Genomic DNA, 20,441 nt, shown 5'->3' on the forward strand with positions numbered 1-20,441 from the left:
GGCGCGCCCGAGGGGTGCGGCGCGAGATCCTCGCGCGGCCCCGGGCGGTCGTGCCGTCCAGGGTATCCCTGGACGGCCGGGCCTCGGTCAGACGGTCGCGGCCCGAGACCGCTCGAGGTCCTCCAGCAGCAGCTCCGTGCGCCGGCCGAGCAGGCTCGTGGCGAGATCGATCGCGGTCCCGGCGCCGACGAGCACGGCCAGCGGCCACAGGAAGGAGCACAGGGTGAGCCACACGGCGAGCCCCAGGACCAGGGCGATGAAGCGCATCGGCAGAGCCCCGGGCAGGAGGATCGCGAGCCGCCAGGAGACGAGGACGTCCTGCCGGCGCACCCGGGGCACGGTCGTCAGCACGGCGACGCTGAGGGTGGACCACGCCCCGCTCACCACGGCGAGACCGGCCAGCACCATGGACATCGGTCCGCTCGGCGCACCGCCGCCCACGATGATCCAGAGCATCGACGCCGAGCCGAGCTGGACGATCATCAGTGGGAGCATCCGCACGGAGGCGCTGATCAGATGGATCCGGAAGCTCGCCCACATCGTCCCCAGCACTTTCACCTTCGCCCCGTGGCGGGCAGCGATGAAGGCATCGGCCGCTGCGACGCTCGCCGGGGCGACGCCCATGACCAGCAGCCCGAGCAGGCTGAGCAGCGTCCACACGATCGTGACCCGCAGCACCAGATAGACGCGTTCGATCGCCTCGTTCATGTGCATCACCCAGGCGGGGACCTGGGCGGGGCCGGTGGAGGGACGGGAGCTCGACATGGGAGCAGGCTACCCCGCCCCGATGAATCATCCGATGAATCTGTTCCCCAGAGGCCCGATGTCTGATGGGATTGGGCGATGGAACCAGTCCCCGGACGTCCGGCTGCCCCGCCGATGCCTCTCCGACCCACCCCCGAACAGCTGCAGTGGCAGCGCGACGGCTTCGGCGTCTTCTTCCACTTCGGGATTAACACCTTCGCGGGGAAGGAATGGAGCGACGGCACCGTGCCCGCTGAGCTCTTCGACCCCGTCGCGCTCGACGCCGACCAGTGGGTGCGCACCGCACGCGATCTGGGGGCCGTCTACGTCATCCTCACCGCGAAGCACCACGACGGATTCTGCCTCTGGCCGACGGCCACCACCGACTACTCCGTGGCGTCCTCGCCATGGCGCGGGGGGAGCGGGGACGTGGTCGGGGAGCTGGCAGAGGCCTGTCGGCGTCACGGGATGAAGCTCGGCCTGTACCTCTCTCCGTGGGATCGCAATGCACCGCAGTACGAGGATCCGGCCGAGTACGACGAGTTCTACCTCGGGCAGCTGCATGAGCTGTGCACGAACTACGGCGAGCTGCACGAACTGTGGTTCGACGGTGCCGGTTCGGCGGGGCGCGAGTACGCCTGGGACCGGATCGGGGAGGTCATCTCCGAGCTGCAGCCACAGGCCATGGTGTTCAACATGGGACCGGCCACGATCCGCTGGATCGGGAACGAGGACGGCCTGGCCTCCGACCCCGTCGAGTACGTCACCCGATCCACCGATCTCAACCAGTACGATCCCGACGTCGTCGACCATGGGGAGGCCCGCTACCTGCCTCCCGAATGCGATGTCTCCCTGCGCCGCGGCTGGTTCTGGCAGGAGGGGGAGCAGCCCAAGAGCCTCGGGCACCTGTTGGGGATCCACGACCGATCGATCGGCCTGGGAGCGAACCTGCTGCTGAACATCCCCCCGGATCGCGAGGGACGGATCGGCGAGGACGATGAGGTGCGCTGTCGCGAGCTGCGCGCTGCGCTCGATGCCCGGTTCGGTGCTCCTGTCGCAGCGGCCGTCCTGCGGGAGCCGGACGGTCGGGTGCGCCTCGAGATGCCCGCGGATGCGGGAGCCGGCTTCGACCATCTCGAGCTGCGGGAGTGGCTCGAGGACGGTCAGCGCATCACGGGGCACCGGGTCACGACCGAGAGCGGCCGGCTGATCGCCGAGGGAGGCACCGTGGGGGTGCGACGCATCCATCGGCTGGAGGCGCCGGCCAGCGACCGGACCCTCCTCGTCGAGGTGGTCGGTGAGGGCGCCGTCCTCGAGGCGGCGTACGTCCACGACGCCGGCGGTGCTCCCATCCCGCAGCTCGACGAGGCGGACAAGGCGCCCTCGACCGCCCCGGTGGACTGACCGGGGGTCAGGCCTGGTTCGTGTCCGCCTCCGTCAGCACCTCGAGGTACTGGTCGACGCCCGCGTCGGACAGGGAGGACAGGTAGGACTCCCAGTCCGCGTCGGACTCCGGGTCGAGTTCTCCCAGGCACATGCTCGTCGCCCCGCGGACGTAGGCGGCATCGATGTTCGTGCGCAGCTCTCCGACCTGAGCCGCCTGATCCTGGTCGAAGAACGGGGCGATGAACAGAGCCTCCGGTGCCGCCGCATACTTCTCGTACATCTTTCCGGCGCGGTAGAGCATCGGCTCGAAGCTCGTCATCTCGTCGACGGCCTCGCCGTGGCGCACGTCCAGCGCCAGGTTGAACACACCGTGCTCCTCCCAGCCGATGTTCTGCGCCTCCTTCTCCTGGGGGACCTTCTTGTACAGGGCGGGGCCCTCGTCGATCCCCAGGTCCCCCGCCTCGGCCCAGGTCCAGAAGTCGCCCTTCGGCCCCAGGCGCATGGACAGGGTGGACAGCAGCCCCAGCTGGAAGTCCGCCCAGCGGACCAGCGTCTCGGGATCGGCGGTGTCTGCGGGGATCACCAGACCCACCGACCCTGCTCCGGGCTGGTCGTCCCAGGCGATGACGGGGTCGCCACCGGGACCCGCGAAGGGCTGCAGCGGCTCGAACTCGCGGTAGCGAGCCTCCGGATCCGTGTACTCGACATCCACGAAGCTTCCCTGCGAGACGCCCTGGCAGACGCCGAAGCGGCTGCCCGCCTCGTGCATGCCGAGGCGGATCAGCTGATCGGTGGTCTGGGTGAAGGCATTGCGGTCCAGCAATCCCTCGCGCACCAGGTGTGCAGCGGTGCGGAAGACGTCACGCATCGCCGGATCCGTCGGTGTGAAGACGATGGCGTCGCCATCGCGCCGCAGTTGGTTCACCCCCAGGTCGAGGAAGGCCGCGCCGATCAGTCGGAGCGGAAGATCGTCCTTCCCTCCGGACATCGGGCGGATCTCCGGATCGGCCTCCTTCATCCCGCGCAGCATCTGCTCGAACTCCTCGAGCGTCGCGGGCTGTTCGGCGAACCCGGCGGCTTCCCTCGACGGAGTGTGGACCCAGGTGCGGAAGGGGGAGGACTTGCAGTGGTAGCACTGGTTGACCGACGGGAAGGCGTACATGGCGCCGTCGGGCGCCGTCCACGCCTTCCGGAACTCCGGATTCTGGGAGAACACCTCCTGCAGCTGCGGGGCGAAGCGGTCGAACAGCTCGTCCAGGGCGAGGAACAGCCCCTGCTGCCCGTAGACGTACAGCTCCGACTTGGTGAATCCACCCATCCATTCGGGGCCGAGCATCAGCGCGTCGGGGAGTTCCCCGCCGGCGAGGATCGCGTTGACCTTCGGTGCCCCCTCGTCGCCGCGCGGCACCGTGCTGTACGAGACCTTCACCCCGGTCTCCCGCTCGAGAAATGCCGAGAACCAATTGGTGCTCGGGTCGAATCCCGCGAGACTGCGGGTGGTGATCGCGAACGAGGTGCTGCCGTCCCCGAAGGGCTCGCTCTCCCGTGCTCGGGGGCCCACGTATCCCTCGGGATAGGGGACACCGTCGATCTCGGCGCCCAGCCCGACCTCGAGGGCGGCACTGCCCTGCGCGTATTCCACCTGGGGTGCTGCTGTCGATGACGTGCCGTCACCGGAACAGCCGGCCATGGCCGCCCCCACCGGCAGCGCGGTGGCGCCTGCCAGCAGGGCGCGGCGGCTGAGCGGGCCCGAGGTGGGGATCCGGGAGTGCTGTGGGGTCATCGCGTGCTCCTGACGTCGAGGTGCGGGGGAGGAAAGCGGGGGCGGGCGCCGTCGCGCGCCTCAGAAGAGGCCGGCCTTGGCGACCCGCTTCGCGAGCGAGTTCACGGCGACCAGGAGGATCAGCCCGACGACGCTGCGGAACAGACCGATCGCGGTGGCATAGCTGTATTGCGGGATCGGGCTCTTCAGACCGACCTCGTAGACGTAGGTGTCGATCACCTGGGAGGTCGTGAGGTTCAGCGGGTTCTGCATCAGCAGGACCTTCTCGAAGCCGACGCTCATGATCGTCCCGACGCTGAGGATCATCAGCACGATGGCGATCGGGAGGATCGCCGGCACCTCGATGTGCCACATGCGACGCAGCTGTGAGGCACCGTCGACCTTCGCGGCCTCGTGCAGTTCGGGGGGCACAGCGGTCAGAGCCGCGAGGTAGATGATCGCGCTGAATCCTGCGGTCTGCCAGATCCCGGACCACACGTAGGTGTGGCGGAACCAGCCGGGATCGGTGAGGAAGGCCGGTGGGGTGATCTCCAGCAGGTTCAGCGCATGGGGCAGGATCCCGGTGGAGGGGTCGAGCAGCATGACCAGGATGCCGACCACCACGACCACGGAGATGAAGTTCGGCGCATAGGTGATGAGCTGGACGACGCGGGAGAAGTACTTCTGGCGCACCGCGTTCAGCGCGAGGGCGAGGACGATGGGGATCGGGAATCCCGCGATGAGCTCGTAGAAGGCGAGGACCAGCGTGTTGCGCAGCAGGGGCCAGAAGTTGTAGCTCTCCACGAAGCGGGAGATGTGCTTCATCCCCACCCATTCGGAGCCCGTCAGACCGCCGACAGGAGTGAAGTCGCGAAAGGCGATCTGGATCCCGTACATCGGCCAGTACATGAATATCAGGACCCAGATCACGGCCGGCAGCACCAGGAGGTACAGCTGCCAGGAGGTCCGCAGGCGGTGCCGGAGGGAGATCTTCCGCTGCCCGGGCAGGACGACCTTGCGCTTGCGTGTCCGCTTCGGGACGTCCTCGACCCTCAGCTGATCGACGAAGTTGTCGGTGCTCATTGGTGCCTCAACCCTTCAGCGAGCCGATCATCATGCCCTTGACGAAGTGCTTCTGCACGAACGGATAGGCGATGAGCGGAGGGACGGATGCGATGATGATGAGCGCGTACTTCAGCTGGTCCGCGAGCTTCTGCATCGCGGCGATACGGGCGGGATCTGCGTTCGTCATCTCCGAGGGGTCGAAGCTGTTCTCCAGCAGGATGTTCCGCATGACCAGCTGCAGCGGATAGAGCGACTCATCGGTGAGGTAGATGAGCGCGTTGAAGTACGAGTTCCAGGTCGCCACGCCGTACAGCAGCAGGTTCACCGCGATGATCGGCTTGGACAGCGGCAGCACGATCTGGCCGAAGAACCGCAGGTCGCTCGCTCCGTCGATGAGTGAGCACTCCAGCAGCTCGTGAGGGATGGTGGTCTGGAAGAAGGTGCGGGTGACGATCAGCTGCCACACGCTCACGCAGGTGGGCAGGATGATGGACCAGACGGTGTTCAACAGTCCCAGCTGCTGCACCACCAGGTAGGTGGGGATCATGCCGCCGGAGAACATCATCGTCAGGACGAAGAGGATCGTCAGCGCATTGCGGCCCACCAGGTCGCTGCGGGAGAGCGCATAGCCTCCCGTGATCGTCACCGCGGTGCCGATCGTCATCGCGGCGGCGGAGTAGAACAGAGAGTTCAGGAATCCGCGGGGGATCGCGGGGTAGTCGAAGATCGCCTCGTACGCATCGAGGCTGACACCGATCGGCCACAGCCACATCTCCCCCGAGGAGACGGCGCGGGGGTCCGACAGTGACGCGCTGACGATATAGACGAAGGGGTAGATGATCGTCGTGCAGAAGATGATCAGCACGACGATCATGACGACGTTCAGGACCCGGTCCGAAGCCGGTTCCTTGATCCGGCGGGGCCGGGAGGCGGGGGAGGCTCCGGGCCGCCGGCTCGGCGTCGCCTCCTCGTGATGCGAAGGGGATTCGATCACGGCCATCGCTCAGCCGTACTGCTCGTCGTAGGCGGCCTGGCTGATGCTGAGATAGGTGTCCACACCCATGGCCTCGGCCCCGTCGAGGTAGGCATTCCACGCGGCGTCCTCCCCGGCGTCGGCCCGGCCGGTGGCGACGTCGGCCATCAGCTGCTTCACGTGGTCCTCGAGATTGGTGATGATCTCGCCGACCTGCGCGGACTGCTCCATGTCATGGATCAACGGCGGCACACCGATCTCCTCCGGGGTCGCGAAGGGCTCGTTGATCGAGGTCCCGGCGTAGAGGATCGGCTCGATCGACGGGGAGTTCTCCGGAACGGCCTCGGAGTGCCGCTGTGACATCGACTTGTACAGGGGCCCCCACTCGCGCCAGACGCGGTTGGTGAGCTCCGTGCCGGGATCCAGGATCTGGTACACGGCCTGCTGGCCGTCGATCCCCTGCAGCCCTTGGTCCGCCCAGTCCCAGTCCGTGCCCTGCTCGCCACGGGTGAGGGAGATGGTCAGCCCCAGCTCGAACTGATGGTCGGCCCAGCGGATCATCTGCACCGGGTCGGGGCACTGCGGCGTGATGACGAAGTTCGGGTAGCCGTAGGAGAAGTGATCCCACTGGCACGAGCGCACGCCCGCCGGTCCCTCCAGCGGGGGCATGATCTTCATGACCCGGGAGACGTCCTGGGGGTCCGACGGGTCGGCGGCGGCGGCGAAGTGGAAGGTCGAGTATCCGTAGGCCATCCCGAACAGGGGCCCGTCGGCCGCGTCACCCAGCTTCTGGTACTGCTCAGCGGTGTTCGAGAGGATGCCGCGGTCGAGATTCCCCTTCGCGAACTGCTCCTGGATCCAGATCATGCCCTCGCGGAAGGCGGGATCGCGATGAAGCCACTCGATGGTGTCGCCGGCGCGGCGCAGGTGCAGGTCGGGCATCTCGAGGAAGGAGCCCATGAAGAACTGCATCAGCTGCAGCATGGTCTCGGCACTGGCGGTGGTCAGCGCCGAGCCCTGCGGGCGGCCGGACCAGTCACGGAAGGCCTCCATGACCGCCTCGTACTCCTCGAGGGTCTGGGGCACCTCGGCCCCGACCGCCTCGAGCCAGTCGGCGTTGATCCAGGTGCGGACGTTCGCAGCCTTGCAGTGGTAGCAGTCGTTCATCGAGGGCACCGCATAGAGCCGGCCGTCGGGCGAGGAGTACTGCGGGCGCATGTCCGGGAAGGAGCTGAACATGTCCAGGATGTGCGGTGCGTTCTCGTCGATCAGCTTGTCCAGCGGCAGGAAGAGGCCCTGTTGGCCGTAGATGCTGATCTCGGAGAGGGTGAAGATGTCCTGCCCCACCATCATGGCGTCGGGCAGGTCGCCTCCGGCGACGATCGCGTTGACCTTGGTCTTGCCGTCTTCACCGGCGGGAACGGTCACGTACTTCGCGGAGACGCCGGTGGTCTCCTCGAGATGGGTGGAGTAGGAATTGGTCTCGAGATCCATGCCGGGATCGATCTGGGAGAGGATCGTGAACTCTCTCTCACCGTCCCCGAAGGGCTGGAGCTCGCGAGCCCGTGGCCCGACGTAGTCCTCCGGGTAGTTGATGCCCTCGATCTCCGGCGCGAGTTCGTGCTTCAGGCTCGCGCTGCCGGGTTCGTACTCGTCACCTCCGGTGGTCTCATCGGTCGCCTCGTCGCCACCGCCGCAGGCGCTCAGGGCAAGGGGAACCGCGACGGTCGCGGCGCCGGCCGCAGCGCTGCGGCCGAGGAAGGTACGGCGTGCCAGAGGGGTCGTTGACGCCGGCGGAGCATCACGCTGATCGTCCATGTCCACGAAGACTCCTTCGTCCGAGGATGCTGGTGCGGAGAATATGGCATAGATCGGAGGGGTGGGCAAGAGAGAGATCCGATCTCTCGGCGTCATCTCGGGCGCGCTGAACTCATCATCCGGGCCAGGGGAGCCCCGGGTCGGCGTGCTACGTCGGCACGCTGCTGGACACCGCACATCCGATGTCAGGCGCCCAGGTGCGAGGAATCGGCACGATGCTCGGCGGTGGCGTGATCGACAGCGCGTCGGACGCGTGGCGGGCCAGGGAGTGCTCCTTCGAGTCGCGAGATGCGACTACATTCGGTGCGACCAGCAGTGATGCAAGGGGGGCGTGCCGAACCGGCATCCGTGCCGACTGGTACGTGACGTGACAGGGTCGGTCCGGTGGCGAGTGCGGAGAGCCGGCTCTCACCGAGAGATCCGAGGGGTCGATGGCCGGCGGGAGCATCTCCGAACGCCGCGCTGCCCGTGCCGGGAGGCGTCCCGTCGTCTGATGTCTGGCGGATCGGCTGCGGCTCGAGGTTGCTCAAGGATCCGACCTGTCGTAATCTCCTCGGAACATCCGAGGTCTGCGCGACGTGCCTGACCGGCACGGCGCATGCCCCGTTCCAGGAGGAAAGTGCCCATGGCCACGTTCACCTCGCTCGCAGTCCGCGACGTCCGGTTCCCGACCTCGCGCGATCTCGACGGGTCGGACGCGATGAATCCCGATCCCGACTACTCAGCCGCCTACGTCGAACTGCGCACGAGCGACGAGGAGGCGGGCTTCGGACTGGTCTTCACGATCGGTCGTGGCAATGACGTGCAGGCCGCCGCGATCCAGGCGCTGGCCCCTCACGTGCTGGACCGAGACGTCGAGGGCGTTCTCGGTGACCTCGGCGCTTTCTCCCGGGCCCTGATCGAGGACTCGCAGCTGCGCTGGCTGGGTCCTGAGAAGGGCGTGATGCACATGGCGATCGGCGCGCTGGTCAACGCGGCCTGGGATCTGCGGGCGCGACGCGAGGACAAGCCGCTGTGGCTGCTGCTGGCGGAGCTCGCGCCGGAGGAGATCGTCGACCTCGTCGACTTTCGGTACCTCACCGACGCCCTGACGCGCCAGGAGGCGCTCGAGATCCTGCGGCGCGCGGAGCCCGGCAAGGCGGAGCGCATCGCGGCCCTGCGCACTCGCGGGATCCCTGCCTACACCACGACCCCCGGCTGGCTCGGGTACAGCGACGAGAAGCTCGCCCAGCTCCTCGTGGAGGCCCGCGCGGAAGGATTCGCCATGGTCAAGCTCAAGGTCGGGGGCGACGTCGAGGACGACGTGCGGCGCATGGCGATCGCGCGCCGGGTGCTGGGGGAGGACGTCCCCATCGCGATGGACGCGAACCAGCGCTGGGACGTGGACGAGGCCATCGCCTGGCTCCAGCGGCTGGCCCCCTACCGGCCCGCCTGGATCGAGGAGCCGACGAGCCCCGACGACGTCCTCGCCCACGCGGCGATCCGGAAGGCCGTCGCGCCGCTGCCGGTCGCGACGGGGGAGCAGGTGCAGAATCGGATCATCGCCAAGCAGCTGATGCAGGCCGGGGCGATCGATGTGTTCCAGCTCGATGCCGCCCGCGTGGGAGGGGTCAACGAGAACATCGCGATCCTGCTGCTGGCCGCGAAGTTCGAGATCCCCGTGTGCCCGCATGCAGGAGGCGTCGGCCTGTGTGAACTGGTCCAGCACTACGCCTTCTTCGATGCCGCCGCGGTCAGCGCGGAGCACCCCCGTCGCTACATCGAGTACGTCGACCACCTCCATGAGCACTTCGAGACTCCGGTCTCGATCCTCGACGGTGCCTATCAGGCACCGATGACGGCAGGCTCCGGCGCCCGCATCCACCCCTCGACGGTCGACTCGCACCTGTACCCCACCGGTCCGGTCTGGACGGAGGAGATCCATGTCCCGGTCGCCTGAGACCACTGCCCCGAGCGCCGGTGCGTCCGCCTGGTTCGACCAGGCACGGTTCGGCCTGTTCGTGCATTTCGGGCTCTATGCGATCCCGGCCCGCCACGAGTGGAGCATGACCCGCGAGCGACGAAGCCCCGAGGACTACGAACGCTACGCGGAGCTGTTCGACCCGGACCGCTTCGACGCACGTCTGATCGCGCGCACCGCTCGTGCGGCCGGAATGCGCTATGCGGTCCTGACCACCAAGCACCACGAGGGCTTCTGCCTGTACGACAGCGCGCTGACCGAATACACCTCGGTGCACGCCTGCGGGCGAGATCTGGTGCGCGAGTTCGTCGAGGCGCTGCGCGAGGAAGGGCTGCGGGTCGGCTTCTACCACTCCCTGATCGACTGGCATCATCCTCAGTTCCCGATCGACTCGGTGCACCCGCTCCGCGATCGGGAGGACGTCGCGGAGCTGAACGCCGACCGTGACATCGCCCGCTACCGTGCCTACCTGCACGGCCAGGTCCGGGAGCTGCTGACCGGGTACGGAGAGGTCGACTACCTGTTCTTCGACTTCACGTACCCCGGGGAGAACGGCAAGGGGCCCGAGGACTGGGACTCCGAGGGTCTGCTGGCCATGGTGCGCGAGCTCCAGCCGGGATGCGTGGTCAACGATCGACTCGGTATCCCGGCGGACCTGGTCACCCCGGAGCAGTACCAGCCCGCCGAGCCGATGCGGGACGATCAGGGTGAGCTGGAGCGCTGGGAGGCGTGCCAGACGACCAACGGCTCCTGGGGCTACGACCGGGACAACCTCGAGTTCAAATCCTCCGACCTCCTCCTGCGGATGCTGGTGGACACCGTCGGCAAGGGCGGAAACATGCTGCTGAACATCGGCCCCGACGGACGGGGCGGCCTGCGGCGGGAGGACACGGATTCGCTGGCGGACCTCGGGCGCTGGATGGACCTTCATCACGACTCCGTGCACGGCGCAGGTCCGGTCGATCCGTCCTCGGGGATCCAGGCGCCGCCCGGGACGCTGATGACGCAGCGCGGGGACCGTCTCTACATCCACCTGACCGCGTGGCCGCTCACGCACCTGCACGTGCGTGGCCTCGCCGGGTCGGTGCGTTTCGCCCGCCTGCTGAACGACGGGTCGGAGATCGCCTTCTCCACCCTCGACCCGGGCCGGAAGGGCAGCCACACCACCGTCGACGGGATCAGCGCGGACACCGTGACCTTCACCCTGCCGATCTCCCGCCCCGACGTGCTCCTGCCGGTCCTCGAGGTGCGCCTGCGCGCCGGGACGACGGGGGCGGGATCCTGAGCGCCGTGGCGCCGCGCGGGGCACGGTCCGATCCGACCGGGGACGATCCGCAGACCGCTCTCGGCCGCCGTCGTCGGCGCATCCCTCAGCGCCTTCCCGCTCTCGGCTTCGGTGCCGCCCAGCTGGGCAATCTCTACCGGGTCACCACCGACGAGGAGGCGCGCGGGGCCGTGGAGGCCGCCTGGGACGGCGGCATCCGCCTGTTCGACACCGCCCCGCACTACGGGGTCGGCACCAGCGAACGTCGGCTCGGCGCGCTGCTGGCCGCCCACCCTCGCGAGGAATACCTGCTCTCGACGAAGGTGGGAAGGCTCCTGGTGCCCGGCCCCGGCGGCGGGGATGACACGGCCCACGGGTTCTCGGTCCCGGACACCCGCCGGCGCGTGTGGGACATGAGCGCCGAGGGGATCCGTCGCAGCCACGCCGAGTCGCTCGAGCGCCTCGGCGTGGACCGGGTGGACGTGCTCTACCTGCACGACCCCGAGGAGGGCCCCACCGAGCAGGCCTTCGCCGAGGCGCTTCCCACCCTCGCGGCGATGCGTGAGGAGGGTCTGATCAGTCATGTCGGCGTCGGGTCGAAGGACGTCGGCGTGCTCCTGCGGGCCGTGCGCACCGGAGAGCTCGACGTGATCATGCTGTCCGGGCGGTACACCCTGCTCGAACAGCCCGCCGCCGAGCAGCTGCTGCCGGCCTGCCTCGAGCGGGGAGTCGAGGTGGTCGCGGTCTCCGTGTTCAACTCCGGGATCCTCTCGCGCCCCGAGGTGCCCGAGGACGCGATGTACGAGTACGCCGGCGCACCGTCCGAGCTCCTGGAGCGTGCCCGGGCCCTCGCCGCGCTCGCCGCCGAGCACGGGGTCGAGCTCCCGGACCTCGCCGTCGGCTACCCGCTGCGCCACCCGGCGGTCTCCTCGGTGGTCCTCGGCATGCGCACCGCGGACCAGGTGCGCCAGAACCTCGAGCGGGCAGCCCGCGAGATCCCCGAGGAGCTCTGGGACCAGATCGATGCCTGAGGCGATCACCGATACCCACCTGCACCTGTGGGACCGCAGCGGCGGCGGCTATCGATGGCTCGAGGGGGCGGCGGAGGCCCTGCGCCGCGACGCCCGCTGGGAGGAGGCCGCACCTCAGCACGCCGCGCTCGGCGTTCGGCGCGTGGTCCTGGTGCAGGCCGACGACACGCTCGAGGACACCGGTGCGATGCAGGAGGCCGCGGCCCGCATCGAAGCGGGTCCCGGACCTGTCCGATGCGCCGACGTGGTCGGCTGGCTGCCACTGGGGGACCCCGCCCGCACCGCCGAGCTGCTGGCCGACGCGCATGCGATGCGGCACGTCGTCGGGGTGCGCCACCTGATCCACGACGAGCCGGACCCGGGTTTCCTGGACCGTCGGGAGGTTCGCGAGAGCCTGGCCCTGCTCGCCGCCCACGGGCTCCCGCTCGACGTGCCCGACGCTTTCCCCCGTCACCTCGACCAGGCAGTCCGCGTCGGCCGCGAGGTCGACTCCCTGGTGGTGGTGCTGGACCATCTCGGCAAGCCCCCGTTGGGCGATGCCGCGGCGATGGAGCGCTGGGAACGGTCCCTCCGCGCCCTCGCCGGTCAGGGGACCAGCATCGCCAAGCTGTCCGGACTCGCCACCAGCGGCGCCGGAGACGCGGCGCCGACGGACCTGCGCCGGGCAGTTGCACTGGCCGGGGAGGTGTTCGGACCCCGCCGGCTGATGTTCGGCAGCGACTGGCCGATCGCCCCGGCCGCCTTCGATCTCGCCTCCGGAACCGCCGGCCTGATGACCCTGCTGGAGGAGCTGCCTGCCGCGGACCGCGGTGAGATCCTGCACGGCACCGCCGAGCGCGTGTACCGCCGGCTCATCACCTGATCCCTGCCGTGCTCAGTCGAGCGCGGCGCTCTTGAGGACCCAGCTCTCGACGCCCCCGATGTGCGCGGCGGCGTGCACCCGCGCGAGATCCCCGCGTCCGCTGCGCAGCGCATCGAGGATCCGGCGGTGCTCGGCGAGAGTGGAGTCCACGGCGGAGTCCTCGGTGAGTCCGCGCCACACCCGGGCCCGCGCCGTGGCACTGGCGAGCCCCTCGAGCATCGAGGAGAGATAGGCGTTGGGGCAGCGGCTGGTGATCAGCTGATGGAAGTCGATGTCCGCCTGCACCAGCTCCTCGACGCTGGAGTGCTCGGACAGATCGACCATCAGCTGCTCGAGACGGGCGAAGTCGTGCTCGCTCAGATGGGAGCAGGCCTGCTCCACCGCCGTGGGCTCGAGCAGCCGGCGCACCTCGAGGATCTGCTCCTCACCGGATCCGTGATGCAGATCGAGGATGAACCCGAGCGACTCGACCAGCAGGCTCGGCGCGAGCGAGGTGACATAGGTGCCATCGCCCTGGCGCACGTCCAGCACGCGGATCACCGACAGCGCCTTGACGGCCTCGCGCAATGAGTTGCGGCTCACCCCGATCCGCTCGGCCAACTCCTTCTCCGGGGGCAGGCGGTCGGCGGGGCCGAGCTCGCCGTCGATGATCATCTGCTTGATCGCGTCGATCGCACGGTCCGTCACGGCATGCGGTGCTGGCATGGCGTCCCACTCCTCGCTGGACCGGCGAAGGTGCCGGTCATCACGTGATCGATGCTAGTTCACGACCCCGGCCCACCGGGGCGGGACCCGCCGGTCCGTCGTACGACGGCCATTGCGTCCCGCCGCAGCGGACGGAAGACATCACACGCGTGCCACAGCCACAGCCGCTGGAACCTCCACCACGCCACTACGGAGCCCCGACGGCGACCCGTCCGCGCCGTCCGGCTCCCACCGCGGGGCGCCCGGTCACGCCCGCGGCGAACAGGCGGTGAATCCGCGCCGATCGCGCGTAGTCTCGATCCATCACCACCACCGGACGGGGGAGGACCATGTTCGAACGCTTCACAGATCGCGCCCGTCGCGTCGTCGTCCTGGCACAGGACGAAGCACGGCTGCTGAACCACAACTACATCGGCACCGAGCACATTCTGCTGGGGCTCATCCACGAGGCCGAGGGAGTCGGAGCGAAGGCCCTCGAGGCCCTCGGCGTGACCCTCGATGCCGTGCGCGAGCAGGTGCGCGACATCATCGGAGAGGGCAATCAGACCCCCAGCGGCCACATCCCCTTCACGCCCCGCGCGAAGAAGGTCCTCGAGCTGAGCCTGCGAGAGGCGCTGCAGCTGGGACACAACTACATCGGCACCGAGCACATCCTACTGGGCCTGCTGCGCGAGGGAGAGGGCACCGCCGTCAAGGTGCTCTCCCGCCTCAAGGCCGAGCCGTCGGCCGTGCGCCAGGAGGTCATCGAGCGCCTGTCGGGCTACCAGGGCAAGGAGCCGGCCACCTCCGGCGGGCCCTCCGAGGGTCAGCCCTCCGGCTCGCTCGTGCTCGACCAGTTCGGCCGCAACCTCACCCAGGCCGCCCGCGAGGGCAAGCTCGACCCGGTCATCGGGCGCGAGCACGAGGCCGAGCGGGTCATGCAGGTGCTCTCGCGCCGCACCAAGAACAACCCGGTGCTGATCGGCGAGCCCGGCGTCGGCAAGACCGCCGTCGTCGAGGGACTGGCCGAGGCCATCGTGGCCGAGGTCGTCCCCGAGACGCTCAAGGACAAGCAGCTCTACACCCTCGACCTCGGCTCCCTGGTCGCCGGCTCCCGCTACCGCGGCGACTTCGAGGAGCGCCTGAAGAAGGTGCTCAAGGAGATCCGCACCCGCGGCGACATCATCCTGTTCATCGACGAGATCCACACCCTCGTCGGGGCGGGTGCCGCCGAGGGCGCGATCGACGCCGCCAGCATCCTCAAGCCGATGCTGGCCCGCGGAGAGCTGCAGACCATCGGTGCCACCACGCTCGAGGAGTACCGCAAGCACATCGAGAAGGACGCCGCTCTCGAGCGCCGCTTCCAGCCGATCCAGGTGGATCAGCCCTCGGTGACGCTCACGGTGGAGATCCTCAAGGGCCTGCGCGACAAGTACGAGGCGCACCACCGGGTGACCATCACCGATTCCGCCCTCGTGGCCGCGGCGAACCTTGCCGACCGCTACGTCAACGACCGTTTCCTGCCGGACAAGGCGATCGACCTGATCGACGAGGCCGGTGCCCGGCTGCGCATCCGCCGCCTCACCGCGCCGCCCGAGCTCAAGGAGTTCGACGCCCGCATCGAGACCGCGCGCATGAAGAAGGAGGAGGCGATCGACGGGCAGGACTTCGAGCTCGCCGCTTCCCTGCGCGACGAGGAGCAGCAGCTCAAGTCCGAGCGCGAGGAGAAGGAGAAGGCCTGGCGCCACGGTGAGACCGACGCGGTGACCACGGTCTCCGAAGAGGTCATCGCCGAGGTGCTGGCCGCTTCCACGGGCATCCCGATCGTCAAGCTCACCGAGGAGGAGTCCTCGCGGCTGCTCCACATGGAGGACGAGCTGCACAAGCGCGTCATCGGCCAGAACGAGGCCATCCGGGCGCTGTCCCAGGCCATCCGTCGTACCCGCGCCGGGCTCAAGGACCCCAAGCGTCCCGGTGGTTCGTTCATCTTCGCCGGCTCCACCGGCGTCGGCAAGACCGAGCTGGCCAAGGCGCTCGCGGAGTTCCTCTTCGGCGACGAGGAAGCCCTCATCCAGCTGGACATGTCCGAGTTCGGCGAGAAGCACACGGCCTCCCGCCTGTTCGGCTCGCCTCCCGGTTACGTCGGCTACGACGAGGGCGGCCAGCTCACCGAGAAGGTGCGGCGCAAGCCGTTCTCCGTGGTGCTGTTCGACGAGGTGGAGAAGGCCCACGTGGACATCTTCAACTCGCTGCTGCAGATCCTCGAGGACGGCCGGCTCACGGATTCCCAGGGTCGCATCGTCGACTTCAAGAACACCGTGATCATCATGACCACCAACCTCGGCACCCGGGACATCGCCAAGGGCGTCTCCCTGGGCTTCACCGCGGGCGGCGACCTGAATACGGACTACGACCGGATGAAGGCGAAGGTCCACGAGGAGCTCAAGCAGCACTTCAAGCCGGAGTTCCTCAACCGTGTCGACGACACGGTGGTCTTCCCGCAGCTGTCGCAGACGGAGATCATGCAGATCGTCGACCTGATGATCGGCAAGCTGTCCGGGCGTCTGGCCGAGAAGGACATGACGATCGAGCTCACCGAGAAGGCCAGGGCGCTGCTGGCCGAGAAGGGCTACGACCCGGTCCTCGGCGCACGTCCCCTGCGTCGCACCATCCAGCGCGACATCGAGGACGTCCTGTCTGAGAAGATCCTGTTCGGCCAGGTCCACGTGGGCGATACGATCATCGTCGACGCGGAGGGTGAGGGTCTGCTCGGCGAGCTGACCTTCAGCCGACGCGGCGCGAGCGGCGAGCTCGAGACCATCACCGAGACGGTCGATGTCGAATCGATGACGCAGGCCCGTGCCGACGAGATGACCCGCCCCGACGGCGCGTCAGCTCCGGACACGGACAGCGCGGAGGCCAGCGCCTCCTGAGCGATTCGAGCCGGTCCCGCCACAGCGGCGGGGCCGGCTCGTCCGCTTCGTGGCTGGTGTCCGGACGCTCCCGCGAACGACCGTGGCCGGGACGCTCCCGGGCACGATGCCCGTGACGGCATCGGGCACGCAGCACCTGCCCGGCGGCGGAGCCGGGCCCTATCCCGAGGAATCGGAGGAGAGGACGCATGGGCGGATCCATCGACTGGCTGCTGTCCCTGACCGGTCAGATCGAGGGCTGGATCATGGGCGTCGCCGATGCCTGGTGGATCTACCTGGTCGTCTACGGCTTCGCCGCCTTCGACGGCTTCTTCCCGACGGTTCCCAGCGAATCGACCATCGTCACCCTCTCCTCCCTGTGGTCCTCCTCGGGGCGCCCCTACATCCTCCTGATCGGCCTCGCCGCCTGGATGGGCGCCTGGACCGGCGACAACATGGGCTACTGGCTGGGCAGCAAGATCGGCTGGGAGCGCTTCAAGTTCTTGCGCGAGGGCAAAGGGCGCCGCGCTGTCGAGGCAGCCGACCGCGGCCTCCAGCGCCGCGCCCTGCTGTTCCTGATGACCGCCCGCTACATTCCCTTCGGCCGCACCGCGGTGAACCTGGTCGCGGGAGCGGTGCACTACCCCCACAAGGAGTTCTGGCCGCGTTCGCTGCTGTCCACCTTCGTGTGGGCCGTGTACTCCTGCGCGATCGGGGCCGTCGCCGGAGCCTGGTTCGGCGAGCACCACCTGCTCGCGATCACCGTCGCCCTGGTCGCGGCCGTCGTGCTCGCGCTCATCGTGGAGCGGCTGATCGCTGCCATGCACCGGATGCTGGACCGCCGGGCCGAGCGTCGTGGCGAGATCGTCACGGACCGCCTGGGCGTCGACGGATCCTCCGAGGAGGGTGACGAGGAGCGCGACGGCGAGGACGCGCCCGTCCGCCCCACGGAGGCCGACGCCGAGGGTCACCGCGCCGACGCGCCCGGGACCGACCAGGAGGACGAGGACGGCGAGAGCGCGGACGACTCCACGTCGCTCGCCTCCCAGGGACAGGACAGCCCCGCATGAGCATCGTCATCCGCCCCGCCGTGCCCGCCGATGTGCGAGGGATCAATCGGCTCGTCGAGCCCATGACCCACACCGGCATCCTGCTGGGCAAGGACCTGGTCTCCTATTACGAGGCGGTGCAGGAGTTCCTCGTCGCCGTCGAGGACGACGGAGCCGTCGTGGGCTGCGGCGCTCTCCACGTCATGTGGGAGGACCTCGCCGAGGTGCGCACCCTCGCCGTCGGCGATGACCAGCGAGGCAGCGGGCTGGGCCACCAGATGCTGGTCGCCCTGCTGGAGCGCGCGGTCCAGCTCGGGCTGAGCCGGGTCTTCTGCCTGACCTTCGAGGTCGAGTTCTTCTCCCGCCACGGCTTCGAGGTGATGGCCGACGAGGTGGATCCCGAGGTCTACAACCAGCTGCTGCGGTCTCCCGACGAGGGCATCGCCGAGTTCCTCGACCTCGCCCGCGTCAAACCCAACACCCTCGGCAACACCCGCATGCTCAAAGCGCTCGGCACCCAGGACGCGGCGGTCGGACGCGAGGACGGGGTCGGCGGCCGAACTCGGTGAGCGGCCGGACGGCAGGACGCAGCAGGTGGTCGGCCGACTCGTCGGCCCTGGGGCCCTGCCGGCCCGTTCGGCTCAGGGCAGGCGCAGCCGCTCTCCTGCGTGCACCGCGAGTCCGTCCGCGACCAGCGTCGCCGTGCAGCGCTCGACGCGCGCGGGATCCGCGGGATCCAGGGCGAGCAGGTCGGTGACGGCCGCCTCGCCGTCGCGACGGAGCACGGCCATGATCTTCCCGCGCATCTGACGGTCGGTGCCCTCGAAGGCCTGCCGGCGGCGGGTGCCCTCGGCGGCGGCAGGCCGGCCTGCGGCGAACCAGGCGCAGCCGCTCTTCGCCAGTGGGCATCGGGCGCACTGCGGGGAGCGGGCCGTGCACACCAGAGCGCCCAGCTCCATGACCGCCTGGTTCCAGGCGACGGAGCGCTCGCGGTCGGTGGGGAGGCTGCGGGTGGCCAGGGCGCGCTCAGCCGCGGAATACGAGGCGTCGGGCAGGGCACGGCCGCGCACGCTGCGGGCGAGCACCCGCCGGATGTTCGTGTCGACCACCACGGCGCGGCCGTGGTGGGCGAAGGCGGTGACGGCGGCGGCCGTGTACTCACCGATGCCGGGCAGGGAACGCAGCGCGTCGAGACCGCGGGGGACCTCCCCGCCGTGCTCGCGCACGATGGCGCGTGCGCACTCCTGCAGGCGCAGCGCGCGACGGGGGTACCCGAGGCGGTCCCAGCGGCGCAGCACCTCGGCGGTCGGTGCGTCCGCGAGATCCGCGGGGGTCGGCCAGTGCTCCAGCCAGTCGTGCCAGCGGGGGAGGACCCGGACCACCGGGGTCTGCTGGAGCATGACCTCGGAGACCAGGATCGCCCAGGCAGAGGTGCCCGGACGGCGCCACGGCAGGTCGCGGCCCTGGACGGCGAACCAGTCGATCACCGTGTCGACCACGTCCTCAGCCGCTCGTTCCCGAGGGGCGGCGCAGTCACGACCGACGCGGGACGGGACCTTCAGGTCCCGCCCCGCGTCGCAGTGGTGGGGTGCCGCGGCACCCCGGATTCCGCTCAGGCCTGCGGCCCTGCCTGGGGGTCGGAGGTCTGATCGCGCTGCGCCGTCAGGGCGTCGCGGATCTCGGTGAGGAGCACGATGTCCTCGGACTCGGCGGTCTCCTCCTCCTCGGGGAGGCCGCGGCGCCTGCGGTCCGCCTTACGCGCCTGGGAGATCGGCAGGACGAAGACGAAGTACACGACCGCCGCGGTGATGAGGAAGGCGATGACAGCGGAGAGGATCGCTCCGATATCGACGCGGGTCGACTCGTTGGTGATCAGGAAGGCGAGGCCATGGACATTGCCCCCGCCGAAGATGTTGATGACGGGCTGGATCAGATTGTCCACGAAGGCGCTGATCAGAGCGGTGAAAGCGGAGCCGATGACGACACCGACCGCGAGGTCGATGACGTTGCCCTGCATGATGAAGTCCTTGAAACCCTTCATGGGTCATCCTTACTGGGATCTGGGATCGGGATCATGTCACCGAGGCGACACCAGGGGACTGTAGCTGACGATCGAGACCGTGACCCAGCCCTCCCGCACAGCGTGGGCGACTTCTCGGGTGCGCGACCGCTCGACGGAGACCAGAACGTGCGCCGTCCCGGACGGGCTCTGTCCGATCATCGCGTCCGCATCCTCCGACTCCGGGGGCTCCACGACGACGGCAGGGACCGCGGCGACGGAGGAGGCGTCGAGGCCCGAGGTGAGGAGGTCGAGATGCGCCCCGGGGGCCAGGCGGGGGACCAGCGCCGCGGGCACGGGCAGCGCCATCAACGCGGAGTCCTCGGGGATCGCGGCGGCGCCGGCTGCGACGAGGAGGCCCGGTAGGAGAGGTGTCCCGGCCGGGACCCGGAGGGCGACCTCTCGTCCCACCAGCTGCGCCGGGGAGCTCACGACTCCCGGGGGCGCGAGCTCGTCGGCGACCCGCACCGTGCGCAGATGCTGCTCCGCCAGGACGGTTCCGGGCTCCAGGTCGACCGCGGCGGCCACCACCGTGGTGCCCCGGACGCTCGGGGGCAGCAGAGGGGGCGCGAGCACGGCGACGCCCAGTGCGAGCGCGAGCACGACGAGAGTGCGGCGGCGACGGCGCAGGGCACGCCGCCAGGTGGGGAGCTGTGCGCGGATCCGGGAGAGCATGCGCCTGAATCTAGGCGGCGACCCGCCCCTCCGCCGGCCGCGGACAGGTCATGTGGATGACGGCCTGTTGTGGAGGACGCACCACGACGTGAACACGCGGGCGCCCGGTCACACCTGCCAGGAGCGCGCCCGGCCGATACGGGCCCACAAGGTGCTCGCCGGGCTCGAGCGCGCCCGGCGGGATCGACTCGGCTCGG

Annotated in this window: 17 protein-coding genes; 8 read left to right on the plus strand and 9 right to left on the minus strand. The window is 69.3% G+C overall.

Annotated elements, in window-relative coordinates; genetic code table 11:
- Positions 1-87: 87 nt before the first annotated feature.
- Positions 88-765 carry a DUF624 domain-containing protein gene (locus JOF43_RS11875; protein ID WP_209902273.1) on the minus strand — a complete coding sequence of 226 codons (678 nt, stop codon included), beginning with the start codon at positions 763-765 and terminating at the stop codon, positions 88-90.
- Between the two features lie 114 nt (positions 766-879).
- Between JOF43_RS11875 and JOF43_RS11880 the strand changes: the two genes are divergently transcribed.
- Positions 880-2,148 carry an alpha-L-fucosidase gene (locus JOF43_RS11880; RefSeq protein WP_245354091.1) on the plus strand — a complete coding sequence of 423 codons (1,269 nt, stop codon included), beginning with the start codon at positions 880-882 and terminating at the stop codon, positions 2,146-2,148.
- Between the two features lie 7 nt (positions 2,149-2,155).
- Here JOF43_RS11880 and JOF43_RS11885 read toward each other — a convergent pair whose 3' ends face one another.
- From JOF43_RS11885 to JOF43_RS11900, 4 genes are read right to left on the minus strand one after another with little or no spacing between them, the layout of a single operon-like run.
- Positions 2,156-3,913, minus strand: a complete 1,758-nt coding sequence (locus JOF43_RS11885) for a type 2 periplasmic-binding domain-containing protein (RefSeq protein ID WP_209902277.1) — start codon at positions 3,911-3,913, stop codon at positions 2,156-2,158.
- Between the two features lie 60 nt (positions 3,914-3,973).
- Complete coding sequence (locus tag JOF43_RS11890) at positions 3,974-4,975, minus strand: ABC transporter permease (RefSeq protein ID WP_209902279.1); 1,002 nt, start codon at positions 4,973-4,975, stop codon at positions 3,974-3,976.
- Positions 4,976-4,982: 7 nt separating this feature from the next.
- Positions 4,983-5,957, minus strand: a complete 975-nt coding sequence (locus tag JOF43_RS11895) for a carbohydrate ABC transporter permease (protein ID WP_209902281.1) — start codon at positions 5,955-5,957, stop codon at positions 4,983-4,985.
- Positions 5,958-5,960: 3 nt separating this feature from the next.
- Complete coding sequence (locus JOF43_RS11900) at positions 5,961-7,748, minus strand: type 2 periplasmic-binding domain-containing protein (RefSeq protein WP_209902283.1); 1,788 nt, start codon at positions 7,746-7,748, stop codon at positions 5,961-5,963.
- A gap of 625 nt (positions 7,749-8,373) precedes the next feature.
- Between JOF43_RS11900 and JOF43_RS11905 the strand changes: the two genes are divergently transcribed.
- From JOF43_RS11905 to JOF43_RS11920, 4 genes are read left to right on the plus strand one after another with little or no spacing between them, the layout of a single operon-like run.
- Positions 8,374-9,687 (plus strand): enolase C-terminal domain-like protein, encoded by a 1,314-nt coding sequence (locus JOF43_RS11905; RefSeq protein ID WP_209902285.1) that lies wholly within the window; start codon positions 8,374-8,376, stop codon positions 9,685-9,687.
- Positions 9,671-10,993 (plus strand): alpha-L-fucosidase, encoded by a 1,323-nt coding sequence (locus JOF43_RS11910; RefSeq protein WP_209902287.1) that lies wholly within the window; start codon positions 9,671-9,673, stop codon positions 10,991-10,993. Before JOF43_RS11905 ends, JOF43_RS11910 begins: the two co-directional genes overlap by 17 nt.
- A gap of 5 nt (positions 10,994-10,998) precedes the next feature.
- Positions 10,999-12,003 carry an aldo/keto reductase gene (locus tag JOF43_RS11915; RefSeq protein ID WP_342592163.1) on the plus strand — a complete coding sequence of 335 codons (1,005 nt, stop codon included), beginning with the start codon at positions 10,999-11,001 and terminating at the stop codon, positions 12,001-12,003.
- The gene (locus JOF43_RS11920; protein WP_209902289.1) at positions 11,996-12,865 is read left to right on the plus strand and encodes an amidohydrolase family protein; all 870 of its coding nucleotides are present in this window, start codon (positions 11,996-11,998) and stop codon (positions 12,863-12,865) included. Before JOF43_RS11915 ends, JOF43_RS11920 begins: the two co-directional genes overlap by 8 nt.
- A 12-nt stretch (positions 12,866-12,877) precedes the next feature.
- On the opposite strand, the gene JOF43_RS11925 is transcribed toward JOF43_RS11920, so the two are convergent.
- Positions 12,878-13,570, minus strand: a complete 693-nt coding sequence (locus JOF43_RS11925; protein WP_209902291.1) for a FadR/GntR family transcriptional regulator — start codon at positions 13,568-13,570, stop codon at positions 12,878-12,880.
- A 329-nt stretch (positions 13,571-13,899) separates the two neighbouring features.
- Here JOF43_RS11925 and JOF43_RS11930 point away from each other — a divergent pair, with 329 nt between their 5' ends.
- The 3 genes from JOF43_RS11930 to JOF43_RS11940 all read left to right on the plus strand — a co-directional run bounded on the left by JOF43_RS11930 (position 13,900) and on the right by JOF43_RS11940 (position 18,079).
- Positions 13,900-16,482 carry an ATP-dependent Clp protease ATP-binding subunit gene (locus JOF43_RS11930; protein ID WP_209902292.1) on the plus strand — a complete coding sequence of 861 codons (2,583 nt, stop codon included), beginning with the start codon at positions 13,900-13,902 and terminating at the stop codon, positions 16,480-16,482.
- Between the two features lie 188 nt (positions 16,483-16,670).
- Entirely contained in the window at positions 16,671-17,531 is an 861-nt protein-coding gene (locus JOF43_RS11935) for a DedA family protein (RefSeq protein ID WP_245354092.1), read from the plus strand.
- Positions 17,528-18,079, plus strand: a complete 552-nt coding sequence (locus JOF43_RS11940) for an amino-acid N-acetyltransferase (RefSeq protein ID WP_209902294.1) — start codon at positions 17,528-17,530, stop codon at positions 18,077-18,079. Before JOF43_RS11935 ends, JOF43_RS11940 begins: the two co-directional genes overlap by 4 nt.
- A gap of 72 nt (positions 18,080-18,151) precedes the next feature.
- Here the strand turns inward: JOF43_RS11940 and JOF43_RS11945 are convergent, their stop codons facing one another.
- The 3 genes from JOF43_RS11945 to JOF43_RS11955 all read right to left on the minus strand — a co-directional run bounded on the left by JOF43_RS11945 (position 18,152) and on the right by JOF43_RS11955 (position 20,244).
- Positions 18,152-19,009, minus strand: a complete 858-nt coding sequence (locus tag JOF43_RS11945; RefSeq protein ID WP_209902296.1) for an A/G-specific adenine glycosylase — start codon at positions 19,007-19,009, stop codon at positions 18,152-18,154.
- A gap of 113 nt (positions 19,010-19,122) precedes the next feature.
- Positions 19,123-19,551 (minus strand): large conductance mechanosensitive channel protein MscL, encoded by a 429-nt coding sequence (mscL, locus tag JOF43_RS11950; RefSeq protein ID WP_209902297.1) that lies wholly within the window; start codon positions 19,549-19,551, stop codon positions 19,123-19,125.
- A gap of 36 nt (positions 19,552-19,587) precedes the next feature.
- Positions 19,588-20,244 carry an SAF domain-containing protein gene (locus JOF43_RS11955; RefSeq protein ID WP_209902299.1) on the minus strand — a complete coding sequence of 219 codons (657 nt, stop codon included), beginning with the start codon at positions 20,242-20,244 and terminating at the stop codon, positions 19,588-19,590.
- Positions 20,245-20,441 lie beyond the last annotated feature (197 nt).

Origin of the sequence: Brachybacterium sacelli, from assembly GCF_017876545.1 — a bacterium.
Taxonomy (GTDB): domain Bacteria; phylum Actinomycetota; class Actinomycetes; order Actinomycetales; family Dermabacteraceae; genus Brachybacterium; species Brachybacterium sacelli.